This is a genomic window from Polaromonas sp. (genome assembly GCF_030689685.1).
GTDB lineage: Bacteria > Pseudomonadota > Gammaproteobacteria > Burkholderiales > Burkholderiaceae_C > Polaromonas.
The window spans coordinates 14395-28284 of record NZ_JAUYEY010000021.1 but is presented as its reverse complement, the minus strand read 5'-3'; the positions used below and the strand labels follow the sequence as shown (position 1 = coordinate 28284).

13 protein-coding genes are annotated in these 13890 nt (G+C 60.0%); 4 read left to right on the top strand and 9 right to left on the bottom strand.

Going from position 1 to position 13890, the window contains the following annotated elements; genetic code table 11:
• The first annotated feature begins 123 nt into the window (after positions 1-123).
• Positions 124-642 (top strand): hypothetical protein, encoded by a 519-nt coding sequence (locus tag Q8O29_RS05185; RefSeq protein WP_305560992.1) that lies wholly within the window; start codon positions 124-126, stop codon positions 640-642.
• A gap of 14 nt (positions 643-656) precedes the next feature.
• Here Q8O29_RS05185 and Q8O29_RS05180 read toward each other — a convergent pair whose 3' ends face one another.
• From Q8O29_RS05180 to Q8O29_RS05140, 9 genes are all read right to left on the bottom strand, one after another.
• Positions 657-1562 (bottom strand): SDR family oxidoreductase, encoded by a 906-nt coding sequence (locus Q8O29_RS05180; protein ID WP_305560991.1) that lies wholly within the window; start codon positions 1560-1562, stop codon positions 657-659.
• A gap of 31 nt (positions 1563-1593) precedes the next feature.
• On the bottom strand, positions 1594-2544 hold the full coding sequence (locus Q8O29_RS05175; RefSeq protein WP_305560990.1) for a glutathione S-transferase family protein: 951 nt from the start codon (positions 2542-2544) through the stop codon (positions 1594-1596).
• 210 nt (positions 2545-2754) lie between these two features.
• Positions 2755-4536, bottom strand: a complete 1782-nt coding sequence (locus tag Q8O29_RS05170) for an acyl-CoA dehydrogenase family protein (protein WP_305560989.1) — start codon at positions 4534-4536, stop codon at positions 2755-2757.
• Between the two features lie 26 nt (positions 4537-4562).
• The gene (locus Q8O29_RS05165; RefSeq protein WP_305560988.1) at positions 4563-5579 is read right to left on the bottom strand and encodes an NADP-dependent oxidoreductase; all 1017 of its coding nucleotides are present in this window, start codon (positions 5577-5579) and stop codon (positions 4563-4565) included.
• Positions 5580-5666: 87 nt separating this feature from the next.
• Positions 5667-6098: a PaaI family thioesterase gene (locus tag Q8O29_RS05160; RefSeq protein ID WP_305560987.1), complete on the bottom strand. Its 432-nt coding sequence runs from the start codon at positions 6096-6098 to the stop codon at positions 5667-5669.
• A 7-nt stretch (positions 6099-6105) separates the two neighbouring features.
• Complete coding sequence (locus Q8O29_RS05155) at positions 6106-6897, bottom strand: SDR family oxidoreductase (protein ID WP_305560986.1); 792 nt, start codon at positions 6895-6897, stop codon at positions 6106-6108.
• 80 nt (positions 6898-6977) lie between these two features.
• Positions 6978-7208 carry a hypothetical protein gene (locus Q8O29_RS05150; RefSeq protein ID WP_305560985.1) on the bottom strand — a complete coding sequence of 77 codons (231 nt, stop codon included), beginning with the start codon at positions 7206-7208 and terminating at the stop codon, positions 6978-6980.
• The gene (locus tag Q8O29_RS05145) at positions 7208-9091 is read right to left on the bottom strand and encodes an acyl-CoA dehydrogenase (RefSeq protein WP_305560984.1); all 1884 of its coding nucleotides are present in this window, start codon (positions 9089-9091) and stop codon (positions 7208-7210) included. Before Q8O29_RS05145 ends, Q8O29_RS05150 begins: the two co-directional genes overlap by 1 nt.
• 112 nt (positions 9092-9203) lie before the next feature.
• A complete protein-coding gene (locus Q8O29_RS05140) occupies positions 9204-10823 on the bottom strand; it encodes an LssY C-terminal domain-containing protein (protein WP_305560983.1) in 1620 nt (539 codons plus the stop codon).
• Between the two features lie 137 nt (positions 10824-10960).
• Between Q8O29_RS05140 and Q8O29_RS05135 the strand changes: the two genes are divergently transcribed.
• The 3 genes from Q8O29_RS05135 to Q8O29_RS05125 all read left to right on the top strand — a co-directional run bounded on the left by Q8O29_RS05135 (position 10961) and on the right by Q8O29_RS05125 (position 13794).
• The gene (locus Q8O29_RS05135) at positions 10961-11308 is read left to right on the top strand and encodes a diacylglycerol kinase (protein WP_305560982.1); all 348 of its coding nucleotides are present in this window, start codon (positions 10961-10963) and stop codon (positions 11306-11308) included.
• Positions 11309-11410: 102 nt separating this feature from the next.
• Positions 11411-13516, top strand: a complete 2106-nt coding sequence (locus Q8O29_RS05130; protein WP_305560981.1) for an HAD-IC family P-type ATPase — start codon at positions 11411-11413, stop codon at positions 13514-13516.
• Positions 13414-13794 carry a cation transporting ATPase C-terminal domain-containing protein gene (locus Q8O29_RS05125; RefSeq protein ID WP_371134152.1) on the top strand — a complete coding sequence of 127 codons (381 nt, stop codon included), beginning with the start codon at positions 13414-13416 and terminating at the stop codon, positions 13792-13794. Before Q8O29_RS05130 ends, Q8O29_RS05125 begins: the two co-directional genes overlap by 103 nt.
• The last annotated feature ends 96 nt before the right edge of the window (positions 13795-13890 follow it).

Genomic DNA, 13890 nt, shown 5'->3' with positions numbered 1-13890 from the left:
GTGACAATTGAGACAAAGTGGGCGAGTGTGCCACACAGCCGCTGCGCCTCATTCAGGCTTTTTTCCTACAGACAGCAGAGCCGACGGGTCGCATCATCAAAACTTCAATTTCAGGAGCCACCCATGCGTATCCGAACCATTGCGTTGATTGTTGTCATAGTGCTTATGGCCGGTTTTGCGGCGCTGAATGTGGACGAGTTCAGCCGCACCTCGGTGCTGAGCCTTGGCTTTACCACGGTGCAGGTACCGCTGGGGCTGGTCATGCTGGTGCTGCTGGCTGCGGTGCTGCTGGTGTTTCTGGCCACCACCCTGTACATCCAGAGCACCCACCTGCTGGAGATGCGCCAGACCACCCGCGCACTGGCTACCCAGCGCGAGCTGGCCGACAAGGCCGAAGCCTCGCGCTTTACCGAGCTTCGCCACTACCTGGAAGCCCAGACCCTGGCCGCCCAGCAGCGCGAAGCCGCGCAGGCCACCGTGCTGGCCGAACGGCTGGCCCAGACACAGCAGCAACTGAGCAGCAAGATCGAGCAGTCCGGCAACACCCTGGCCGCCTACATTGGCGAGCTGGAAGACCGCCTGGAAAAACGCGATGGCGTGCGCACAGGCGTGCGGCGCACGGACACGCCGACGCTGCTCTAGGCTTGACATCTTCTTCAGGCCTCGCGCAAGGCCTTTTTCAACTCCACACCCAGCTCTGGTTTGTGCGCAAACGGGCTGGTGGGATTGCGCGCCTGCAAAATATCTTCCAGCCGCGTCTGCACCGAGCCAATCGCCTTGGGATGACTGTAGATATAAAACTGGTTGGCAGCCACCGCGTCAAACACTTTTTGCGCTACATCCGCCGCCGTCACCTTGCCCGAACCCACCGCCTTGTCGCTCATGGCCTGGCCGATCAGCTGGCTTTTGGTGGGTTTGGCGGCGGGCAGGTCGTCAGGCCGGTTGCGCTGACTCTGGCTGATGCCAGTGGGCACAAAGAAGGGGCAGAGCACCGACGCGCTGATCTGGTCGGTCACCAATGACAGGTCCTGGTACAGCGTCTCGCTCATGCTGACCACCGCATGTTTGCTGACGTTGTAAATGCCCATGTTGGGCGCGTTCAGCAAGCCGGCCATGCTGGCGGTGTTGACGATGTGGCCCTGCCAGGCCGGGTCTTTTTTGGCGGCGTCCAGCATCATGGGTGTGAAAACCCGCACGCCGTGGGCCACGCCCATCAGGTTGACACCTATCACCCATTCCCAGTCTTTCAGCGTGTTTTCCCAGATCAGGCCCCCCGCCCCGACGCCAGCGTTGTTGAAGACAAAATGCGGTGCGCCAAAACGCGCCAGCACTGCGGCACCCAGCGCCTCGACCTCCGCCGCCTTGGAGACATCGAGACGGAACGGCAGCACCTGCGCGCCGGTGGCGCTGATCTCGGCCACTGCCTTGTCGAGCGCATCTTGCTGCACATCGGCCAGCACCAGGTTCATGCCCAGTTTTGCGCCTATGCGCGCGCACTCTAGGCCGAAGCCCGAACCTGCGCCGGTGAGAACAGCGGTTTTGCCTTTGAAATCGCTGATCATTTATCTTCCTTTTTGGGTTATCGGAAGCGCGTCAGACTTCAATTTTTTTCAGTACGTAGCCGATGCGCGGAAAATGCACATGTACCTTGCCCACCCGCTCGTCGGTGCGGCTCAAGGTGTAGTGGGTGCGGGTGGCGGCCAAAAGTTCACCCTCGGTAGGCTCGGGGCCAAAACTCTCGGCGGTGATGCTGACGCGGCTGCCGAGCGGTATGCCGTGTTCGTCCTGGAAGGTGCTGTCGGTCAACAGGCCGTGGCCAGGCTTCATGGGCTCTGCCGCTGCCGCGACGGCAATCGCGCTGGCGGCGTCAGACTTTTCCATCTCGCCGTGCCCGATGGCCTTCATGCGGTCCATCCATTCGGGCACTGCCGGTGTGTGCTCCAGGATGTCTGCCACCACTGGCGTGCGCACCTTGGTAAACCACAGCGGGTGGTAGGCGGCAAAGTCGGCAATACACGGCACCTGGCCCAGCAGAAAAGGCTGCTCATCAAGCATGTCAGACAAGCGCCGCAAGTAGGATTTGTAAGCCGCTGCCGCATCGGCCGGCCGCAGGCGTGTCATGGCGCCGCTCATGGCCTTTCGGTCTTCGCTGAAAGCTTTGGCGGCTTCGGGCGGCGCGCTGGCAAACATCTGGGCGGCGCCCTTGGGGCCCAGGTTGTGCGCCATGGCAGCCCAAAACAGCGTGCTGTCGGCCCACTGCGCCAACGTGCGCGCCAGCCCCTTGCCGGGCTCGGGGTACAGCGAAGGTGTGGGTTGCAAATGCTCCAGCACATCGGCCATCAGCGCGCTGTCGCAATAAATGTCGGCGCCGACTTGCAAAAACGGCGTCTTGCGGTAGCCGCCGGTCAGTGCCAGCACATCCGGCTTGGGCATGATGCTGGGAATGACCACCGACTTCCAGGCGAGTTTTTTATAGCCGAAGATGAGGCGGATTTTTTCCGAGAACGGCGAGTTCGGGTAATGGTGAAGAATCAGGTCGGCCATGGGTGTCTCCTGCGGGGATACTAAAAACAGTAAAAACAGAATTGAACAAGGAGATCAAAGAGATAAGGAGGGGGGACGTAAAAACACTCAAACACTTGTATTCCTCCTTGACCTCCTTGACCTCCTTGACCTCCTTGATCTCTTTGTGAAATCAATTCTTGACTTCTTCAAACGTGAATGCTGTGGCGAGTTTGACCAGCGCGAACTCCTCTAGTGCGGCATGGCACGGGCAATCAATGCATCAAAGTCGGTACCGGCGCCCAGCGTGCCAAAGGCCTGGCCCCAGTTGCCCACCAGCCGGGAATCACAGAAGGCACTAAACACCGCAGTCGGAGCACTTTGGTACAGCAGCGCGGCCTGCACCGCCAGCGCCACGTCTTGCGCCAGGCGCCGGGCTTCAATTTCAGTCGCCATCTCTTCCACCCTGGTTGGCAAGGCGGCCGCCAGCCGGTCCAGCTCCGGGTGCGCGCCTTTGGCCGGTGCCAGCTCAAGCGACAGCGCCGCCGCTGCGTCGGCCTTGCACAAGGCACGCAACAGATCCAGTGCCATGATGTTGCCCGCGCCTTCCCAGATGGAGTTGAGCGGCATCTCGCGGTAGATACGCGCCATGATGCCTTCGCCGCCTTCTTCCACATAACCGTTGCCGCCCAGGCACTCCATCGCTTCCTGCGCAAAGTGGCTGCCACGTTTGCAGATCCAGAACTTGGCCACCGGCGTGAGCAGCCGCGCCATGGCCTGCTCATGCGCATCGGTGCTGTTGTCAAAGGCGCGGGCCAGGCGCATGGACAGCGCGGTGGCGGCTTCCGATTCGAGCGCCAGATCGGCCAGCACGTTGCGCATCAAGGGCTGCTCAATCAGTGCTTTGCCAAAGGCCTGACGCTGGGCGCAATGGTTCAACGCGATGGACAGCGCCTGGCGCATCAAGCCGCTGGTGCCCAAGGCGCAGTCGAGCCGCGTCATGGTGCCCATTTCAAGGATTTGCGGTACGCCGCGCCCTTCTTCGCCGACCAACCAGGCGGTGGTACCTTCAAATTCGACTTCAGAACTCGCGTTGGCCTTGTTGCCCAGTTTGTCTTTCAGGCGCTGGATGCGGATGGCATTGAGCGTTCCATCGGGCAAAACACGCGGCAGAAAAAAGCAGCTGAGTCCGGTCGGCGCCTGCGCCAGCACCAGAAAGGCATCACACATGGGGGCCGAGAAAAACCATTTGTGGCCCGTCAACCTAAAGCGTTGGCCCCAAGCATCGCTGCCATCGGCTGTGGCCTGCGTCGTATTGGCGCGCACGTCGGAGCCACCCTGCTTTTCGGTCATGCCCATGCCCATGGTCACGCCGGTTTTTTCAGAAAACAGCTTGAGGGCCGGGTCGTAAGCGCGGCTGGTGAGTTTGGGCGCCCAGTCGGCATGGATGGCCGCATTGCTGCGCAGCGCCGGCGTGACCGCGTAGGTCATGGAGATCGGGCAAAGCGTCGAAGGCTCGAGCTCGGTGAAAAGCATGAAACCTGCTGCGCGCAGGAGGTGTGGCGAAGATGGAAAAAGCCGGGGAGAGCCCTCACCCCTGCCCTCTCCCAGAGGGAGAGGGAGTAAGGCAGAAGGAGTTATCCCCTCTCTCCGTCGGAGAGGGAGTAAGGCAGAAGGAGTTATCCCCTCGCCCCCTGGGAGAGGGCTAGGGTGAGGGCTCCCCCAGGGCGTTCCGTGCAGGCCCGCGCTGGTGGCCAGCGACATCAGCGCGTGATAACTCGGGTGAAACTCCACCTGGTCCACCCGGCGGCCAAAGCGGTCGTGGCTGTGCAGTTGCGGCGTGTGGGTGTTGGCCAGGCGCGCGTGGGTTTGCATGTCCGCGCTGCCAAGACGCTCTCCCAGTGCCGACAGCTCAGCGGTCGCCAGAGACGGCGCGTTGAACTTCAAGGCATCAAGCAAGCCCTGGTTGGTATCGAACAGGTTGTAGTCCACCAACGGCGTCGGCTGGTTAAAGACTTCGTGGGTCATCTGCATCTCCTTCCGGCGGCGTAGTCGCTGATTCAGACCAGCTTCACAAGCTGTTTGCCGAAGTTTTTGCCTTTGAGCAAACCCAGGAAAGCTTCCGGTGCAGCAGCAATGCCCTGCGCCACCGTCTCACGCGGTTTGAGCTTGCCGGTACCCACCAGCATGCCGAGCTCTTTCAGGGCTTCGGGCCAGACTTCCATGTGTTCACTGACGATGAAGCCCTGAATCTTCAGGCGGTTGGTCAGGATCAGCTGGGGATAGGTCATGGGCAGCGGCTGGCCGTCGTAGCCGGCGATCATGCCGCACAGCGCGATGCGGCCAAAGGCGTTCATGCGGCTCAACACGGCGTCCAGAATCATGCCGCCTACGTTTTCGAAGTAGCCGTCGATGCCATCGGGGCAGGCTTGCTTGAGCGCCTTCGACAGCGAAGCGGCGTCTTTGTGCTCTTTGTAGTCGATGCAGACGTCGAAGCCCAGCTCATCGACCGCGTATTTGCATTTGTCCGGACCGCCGGCAATACCCACGGTGCGGCAGCCGCGTGCCTTGGCCAGGGCGCCAAAGGCGCTGCCCACGGCGCCGGTGGCGGCGCTGACCACCACCGTCTGGCCGGCTTTCGGTTCAATGATTTTCACCAGACCGTACCACGCCGTCACGCCCGGCATGCCCACGGCGCCGAGGTAATGCGACAGCGGCACATGGGTGGTATCGACCTTGCGCAGCGCGCCGGGCTGGTTCGCATCGACCACGCTGTACGCTTGCCAGCCGCCCATGCCGACCACCTTGTCACCAACGGCAAATTTAGGGTTCTTCGAGTCGACCACCTCGCCCGCCGTGCCGCCGCCCATGACCTGGCCCAGCGCCTGCGGCTGGGCATAACTCTTGGCGTCGTTCATGCGGCCACGCATGTAGGGGTCCAGGCTCATGAAATGGTGGCGCACCAGCACCTGGCCGTCTTGCAATGCGGGCGTGTCGCTGCTGACGAGCTTGAAGTTGCTGGCTACCGCTTCGCCGGTGGGGCGGTTGTCGAGATGGATTTGCTGATTGAGTGGCATGAAAGTATCCTCAGTTGCTATAATATTAGGAGCTGCTTACGCCCGTGGAATAAGGGCTACAGCACGATTTGACGTGAAAAATAAGCCTCAGTCGGTTGAAATGCCGAAATTGAGCGGGTTCACCTCTTTGGACCCCACAGGCAGCCGTTTAACGTACTTGAAAGTACCTGTGGCGTGCGCACAGGCCTTGCCGTCTGCGTCATAGACAGTGCCCTCGGTGAAAGCCATGGTAGCCGTGCTGTGCATGAGCCGGCCCTTGCCGCTGAGTTTGCCGCGCGCCGGTTGCATGAAACTGGTTTTCATCTCGATGGTGACCACACCCATCTCCTGGCGCGTACTGCGCGCAGCCGTCGCCATGACCACATCAAGCAAAGTCATCAGCGCCCCGCCATGCGTGACCGAAAAAGAATTAAGGTGTTCGGGCTTGGGCAGGTAGTCAATCTGCGAATGACCGCCTTCAAACAGCACCAGCTCGAAGCCCAGATGATGGACAAAGGGAATCTCGACGCCGAAGTTCATGACTTGATCAACCGCCGGTTACTGAAGACACGCCGCCATCCACCGCCAGCCACTGCGCCGTGATGTGTTTGCCTGCGTCGGATGCGTACAGCACACACAGGCCCTTGAGGTCTTCGTCATCACCAAGGCGGCGCAGCGGCGCGTGGGCGGCGAGTTTTTCTTCGCCCAGGGCCTTGAGCGTGCCCACCGTCATCTTGCTCGGGAAGAAGCCTGGGCAGATCGCGTTGACGGTGATGTTGTACTTGCCCCATTCGCAGCCGAGTGCGCGGGTGAAGTTGATGACTGCGCCTTTGGACGTGTTGTAGGCCACAGTGGTCATCTCGGGCGGGTTGCCGCCCAGGCCGGCAATCGACGCCACATTGATGATGCGGCCAGAGCGGCGCGCGATCATGCTGCGCTTGGCAATGTGCTGGCTCAGGATGAAGTAGCCGCGGATGTTGAGGTTCATGACTTTGTCCCAGGCTTCGACCGGGTGGTCCTCGGCCGGTGCGCCCCAGGCAGCGCCTGCATTGTTGACCAGAATGTCCACATGGCCGAAGCGCTTGAGGGTCTCGTCGGCCAGACCGCGAATGTCGGCCTCTTTCGAGCAATCGGCGGCAATCCAGTCCACCGCAATGCCGGCAGCCTTCAGCGTGGCAGCCGACTCTTCCAGGTCTTCAGCCTTGCGCGAGCTCAGCATGATTTTGGCGCCGGCTTCGCCCAGCGCCTGCGCCAGTTGCAGGCCCAGGCCGCGCGAGCCGCCGGTGACCAGCGCGGTTTTTCCGGTAAGGTCGAAAAGTTGCTGGACGGTTCGAGTCATGTTGCTTGCTCCTTGTGGCTTGAAAATGTGAAACCAGTGTCGCGCAATGCGGCCTCATCGGCTGTCGCGAGGCGGACGTGTCAGTCGCCGGCCGTCAAGCGTGAGCGCACATAAATCAGGGCAAAACCAATCGCCGCCACCATACCCCCGCCGACCACCAGCGACCAACCCAGCGCATCATCGCTGCGCTGCACCGACAGGCCCAGCACCAGCGTGAGCAGTCCGCCGTAAATCAGAACCCAGATCAGCTGCTGCAGGCGGGTGATGGCCTTGCTCGACGTGCTGCTGGCTGACTCCTTGAAAAACCCCATCAAAAAGCCTCTTCGGGCAAGTCGGCGCAAGTCAGGTCACGATTGGCCACCACGTTGAGCCAGGCGTCGATTTTAGGCAATTCGTAGTGATAAAAGTAGCGCACGGCACCCAGCTTACCTGCGGTAACAGCTATGGATTTTGTAGCGTCTGCCTTGAGGGCGGCGAGCGCAACATCGAGCCAGATCCAGGCCAGCACCGTGTGGCCAAAGCCCTGCATATAAGGCACGGCATTGGCCAGCGCATCCGTCGGGCTGCCGGTGGCCCAGGCGGCTTTGGTCGTGGCGCCGACCTGCTGCAGGGCGTGGCCCAAAGCATTGGCGTAAGCCGCCAGTTCGGGCAACTGGATCGCTCGTTCGATGGTGCTGTTGATACGTGCCGCCAGCAGGGCCAGGCCCTTGCCACCCTCCATCAGCACCTTGCGGCCCAACAGGTCGGTGGCCTGGATGCCGTGTGTGCCCTCGTGGATCATGTTCAGCCGGTTGTCGCGCCAGTACTGCTCGACCGGGAAGTCGCGCGTGTAGCCATAACCGCCGTGGATCTGAATCGCCAGCGAGTTGGCTTCCAGACACCATTCGCTGGGCCAGCTTTTGGCAATCGGTGTCAGCACCTCCAGCAGCAGGCGCGCGTCATCGGCCGCCTGCGCCTCGGCGGTATGTTGCTCGTCAACCAGGCGCGCGCAATACAGCTCCAGCGCCAGCGCACCTTCGCAATAGGCTTTTTGGGCGAGTAGCATGCGTTTGACATCCGCGTGTTCGATGATGCGCACCTGCGGCTGCGATGCGTCTTTTCCTCCAGCACCCACGGGCCTGCCCTGGGGCCGGTTCTTCGCGTAATCCAGGCTGGCGTAATACCCGGCCATGCCCAGCATGACCGCCGCCGTGCCCACACCGATGCGCGCCTCGTTCATCATGTGGAACATGCAGCGCAGGCCTTCGTGCGGCTTGCCGACCAGGTAACCCACAGCGCCGGCCTGCCCGCCCACCGGGTATTTGCCCTCGCCGAAATTGAGCAGGGTGTTGGTGGTGCCGCGCCAGCCCAGCTTGTGGTTCAGCCCGGCCAGAGCGACATCGTTCCGGGCACCCAGCGTGACCTTCACGCTGCCCTTCTCACCCTCTCCCCCTGGGAGAGGGCTGGGGTGAGGGCTCTCCACGGTCACCAGCCACTTCGGCACGATAAACAGCGAGATGCCGCGTGTGCCCGGTATCAGTTTGCCATCCGCCCCGGGGATCTTGGCCAGCACCAGGTGAATGATGTTTTCGGTCAGCTCGTGTTCACCGGCCGATATCCACATCTTGTTGCCCCTGAGCCGGTAACGCGGGCCCAGTACTTCGGCTTCAAAGTCTTCGCCATCAGGGACAGCGCGGGTGGTGATGTCGCTCAGCGAAGAACCAGCCTGCGGCTCGGACAAACACATGGTGCCGGAAAAGCGCCCGGAAAATTCGTTACGCGCAAACACCTCTTTCTGCGCCTCGGTGCCGTGCACCAGCAACAAATTGGCATTGCCCTTGGTCAGCAGGCTGGAGCCCATGCTGACCGAGGCCATCGCAAAAAAGCAGTTGGCCGCTGCTTCGATGGTGTAGGGCAGCTGCATGCCGCCTTCGTCGTAGTCCTGTGCGGCGCTGAGCATGCCCGATGCGGCATAGGCCTTGTGGGCGTCGTGTGTGGCTTGCGGCAGGATGACTTTTTCGCCGTCGAAATGCGGCTCCTGGGTGTCCACCAGCCGGTTGAACGGCGCGTACTTTTCGCGCGCGATGCGTTCACAAGTGTCGAATACCGCGTCGAAGGTTTCGCGCGAATGGTCTGCAAAACGCTCGCGCTGGTTCAGCGACTCGACGTTGAGCCATTGGTAGAGCAAAAAATCGAGCGTGGGGCGCAAGCTCATAAGAAGGAGGTACAAAAGGAATGGGGAAGCTGGGCAAACACCACTGTAGCGACTTCAACGGGAAGTAGCTGACGCCCGCACGACAGGGCCTGTAGCGTGATACGTCTGGGTGTCATGGCATCACGAGCACCACTGCACGGCCATCGGTCCAGAACGGGTCTCCGGCGGCGTTTTTCCCGTGCAGCGGTGGCGACACCGTCACAGTGCCCTCTTGTGTCGCGCCCACCTGCACAAGTTCGGCAGCAATAAGCGCTCGCTCAGCATCGAGAGCGGGGTCAATGCGGTGGGTTGGCAGGTAAAGACGTTCGGAGAACCTCATTCCGACATCAAAACTTACGGTCGCGACCCACACACGACGACAGTTGGGCACAAGACAATGCAGCGTCTGCCACAGGCGGGTGTGGTGCCGTCGGCGAATGGTAGGAGAGCCCAAGTCAGATTTCTCAAACGTGAAACTTTGTGGCCGGTCCATGAAGAACGCCGGCGTTGCTGGCCCCGTTGGGTCTGGAAGGTTACGCAATGCGGCAATCCCTTCCTGTAGAACGCGCACGGGGGTCGGTGGATCGGCCAGCGCCCATCCAGCACGAGTGAACGCCCCAAGGATATCGTCCTCAGAACCGACCAGTACCAGCGAGATAGGTTCCATGCGGCCACCGATAAGGTCCTCCGACCAACGCGGCAGGCCCGGTGGTAGCGCTGCGCGCAGCGCTTGAATATCGAGCGAGTGACTGGCCAACGGTGGTTCGATCAAGATTACTTTTGCCTGGCTGGCTAGCATGGCGGTGGCGCCCAGTGCCACGACCAGCACAGTGTTGCCTGCCATGCAGATGACGCGGGGACTGAGCGGCAGCTTGAACGTGTCAATGCCTCGAATCGGTTGAGGGTAATACAGAAAGAAAAGCAACGCAGCAATACCGATAAGCGCCAACGCGAGACTGCCTAAAAGGTCAGACGGCCAGTGCACGCCAAGGTACAGACGTGACAAGCCGATGCCCACAATAACAAGAAGCAAAACCGTGACGCCAAGAGCGCGCAGGCCATGGCGTACCCGACTGCCCAGCAGCAGAGCCGCGAGCAGCCCGTACACGACCGCGCCCGACAGCATATGCCCTGATGGAAAGCTCGCGTCTTGCATGCTGATAAGCGCATCAATCGGCCGCGCGTTGCCGATAAGCGTCTTGAGACTCAGCGAGATAAGACCTGTGCCGCCGAGGGCGAGCATAAATGTGGCTGCAAGCCGCAGACGGCCCCTGGCAAGCGCGCGAAGTGCAATGCCCAGGCATAAAAGCGATAAAACTGCGGCACCACCAAGCTCCGTGAGCACCAGCATGAAGCGCGTCATCCCTGCGGTGCGGAAAAGTGGCACCGCATTGTGGAGCCGAATATCAAGTATTACCAGCGGATCTTTTGCCACGAGGTCTTGCAACACCCCGAGAAAGAACCACAGGCCCACGACCATGGCAACGCCAGCGAGTGTCGCGGGCATTCCCCAAGGGTCACGCGGATCAAGACGATGAGCCAGGAATCTCATCGTGTGCGGGAAGCGCGCTCCGATGCCCGCGACCCTGGGGCTTCGCGCCAGCATCCGGCCAATCGGTCCAATCACCGGTTTTATGCGTTGCCACAACTTGCGCTCGTGTTCGAGAAAAAGCAGAACGACAAGAATCAATGCGGCCGGAAAAACGACGAGTGTGAAGAACAAGATCGTATAAAAAATGAACGCGGCAGGCATGAGGCACTTTAGTGGTCTATTGGACTTGGGTCTAGGTCAGAGCATACTCGGCGGTGAGCGATGCTGGAAACATGGTGCGCTGCTATTTCAAGCGTGCAGCCGAGTCCTGCATAGAGCGAATCAACCAGAAACACCCCATGAAAAATCAATCTTTTCACCGACGACTTGGTTTTGCCATGCAAGGTGTGCGCTGCGCATGGCGAGGCGAAAAAAGCTTCCGTCAGCAGGCTGTTGTTGCCTTGGGCATCGTGTTCATTCTCCTCTGGCGGCAACCCGAAATGGTGTGGTGGGCGTTATTGCTGATGAACTGCGGCCTCGTGTTGGCGGCGGAGCTTTTCAACACAGCTTTGGAGCATGCCCTGGATCACCTCAGTCCAGAGCACCATCCCGCTGTTCAGGTTGCCAAAGATTGTGGAGCCGGCGCCGTGCTGCTTTTGAGCCTGACGGGTGCAGGCGTTTTTATCGCCTTCCTCGTATCGACGTAACCGGGGTAAACCCATGGTCGCATGGCACTTTTCAGATGCCGGGGATATCGCCACTTGCAGGGCATATCCTTGTTTTCAAATATTCGATCAAGGCTGAACTCCATGTCTCCAACTGAAGATGTCGGCCTGACTCAGCCAGAAGTCAACGAACGGCGACAACAGGGCCAAGTCAACCGGGTCGAGAAATTCACGACGCGCACTGTCTCGGGCATCTTGCGCAACAATGTTCTGACGGCATTCAATGCAATCCTGACGGCGTCTGTTGGGGCTCTGCTGGCGGTTGGTGCCCATAGCGATGCGGTGTTTGTGTCCATCGTCACCCTCGCCAACATGCTGGTCGGCATTGCCAGCGAATTTCGAGCCAAATGGGCACTGGACCGCCTTGCGCTGTTGCAACGCCATGTCGTCACGGTACGCCGCGATGGCCACGACCAGGAAATCCCCAGCGACGAGGTCGTCAAAGACGATCTGGTGCGCTTGACGCCCGGTGATCAAGTCGTCGCTGACGGCGAGCTCGCACGTTCTGCTTCAGTCGTCATGGACGAATCCTTGCTGACCGGGGAAGCCACTGCGGTCGGGAAACGTGCGGGGGATGCCGTGCTGTCCGGCAGCTATTGTGTCAGCGGGACCGGCTATTACGCAGCGAGACGTGTTGGCGCAGCTTCCAGCGTCAACACGCTGACGGCGCAGGCCAGAACTTACAAGCTGCAACTGACGCCCACTCAGAAGAGCATCAATACCCTCGTCAAGGCGCTAACCGCGATCTTGATATTGTTTGTCGTCTTATTGCTCATGGCGGCCTACATCAAACATGTGCCATTGAATGAGACCATCCTGTCGCTGGTCACGGTGATCAAGGCACTGGTGCCGGAGGGGCTGGTCCTGATTTCCACGCTGGCATTCGCAATGGGTGCGCTACGCGCTGCCAGGAAGCAAGTGCTAGTACAAAAGCTGGGTGCGGTCGAGTCACTGGCGCACCTGACCGTGTTGTGCATGGACAAAACGGGTACTCTCGGCACCAATCGCTTGCAATTTGAAACCTTGCTACCCTTTGCGTTGGGTCACGACGAGTTGGCGCGCTACCTGGGGCTATTCCTCGGCGCCGTGACTGAGAAAAACCAGACCACCGAGGCGATTGCATCCGCGTTCCCCAGTCTAAGCAGTACCGTGATCGATGAATTGCCTTTCAGCACCGAGCACAAGACCAGTGCAGTCCGAGTAGGAATTAATGGCGAGGAAATGTCCTTGTGGCTTGGGGCGCCCGAGGCAATAGCCGAAAACAGGCTGACAGTCGCCCAGTCGGCGCAGCTGACGGACTTGCGGCAGCGAGGCCTGCGGGTGTTGCTGTTTGCGCGCTCTGCACAAGTGCTCTCGCAACAGAACGACTTGCTGTCATTGGGTTTCGTGATATTGCGCGATGAACTGCGCCAGGATGTCGACAGCGCGATCCGATTTTACGAAGCGCGCGGCGTCACTCTAAAAGTACTGTCGGGCGACAACCCTGACACCGTCTCAGCGGTGGCCCGCCAGGCGGGCATAACCCTTCGCGGGTCAGCCATTAGCGGTCCGGAGTTAGCTGTTTTAGCGCCGGAGGCGTTCGCGAAAGCGGTTCATGAAAACCAATTTTTTGGCCGCTTGCTACCGCAGCAAAAGCAACAGATCGTCAAATGTCTGCAGGAGTCAGGCGATTTTGTCGGCATGGTGGGCGATGGCGTTAATGACGTTTTGGCCTTAAAGCAGGCCGACATCGGCGTCGCCATGAACTCAGGCGCAGCGGCCGCGCGCGATGTCTCAGATATTGTGTTGTTGAGAGATTCTTTTGCACATTTGCCGGCGCTCTCGCAAGAAGGAGATCGGATCATCCACAGCATCAAGCGCGTCATGCAGTTGTTTCTCACCAAGAACGTCTACAGCCTGTTTTTTGTCGGCTTTGTCGGCTTCGTTGGACTCAGTTTTCCATTGAGTCCGCGTGACATTACGTGGATCGACGTGCTGACCATCGGTATACCGGCCACCGTACTGACCCTGTTGGCCCCTGCCGTAGGCAAGCAATCAACGGAAAACTTTCTGCGCGGGCCGTTAAAATTCGCACTTCTGGCGGGCCTGTGCACGGCGTTATTTTCGCTATTCGTTTACGCCAATTTTTTTCTGTTTCAAGACCGCACAGAGCAATACGGCAGTACGGCAGTACGGCGGCCGTGTCTGTGATTGTGTTGATGGGCCTGTATATACTGTTCCGTTTGACCGGCAACGAGCGCGCACCAACTGCGTCAGCCGCACGGCGGCTGGCGGTATCGGGATTGCTGATCAGCGCACCGCTGTTGCATGGTGCTGCGGTTTATTGGCCACCGCTGCGCGACATATTGGGCATGGTGTCACTGGATGCAGACTCCTGGATCACGATCCTGGCCGCATCAGGATTGGGGATGGTGACGCTGCATTACTTGCTACAAGATGAGTTTCGTAAGCGGTTTTTGGGTATTTAACGATTAGCGTTTATCTGCCGCGCTGCAATGCTGATTGAAACCATGAACACCTCCCGCGGCAGATAAACGCTAATCGTTAGGCGTCAACAAACACAT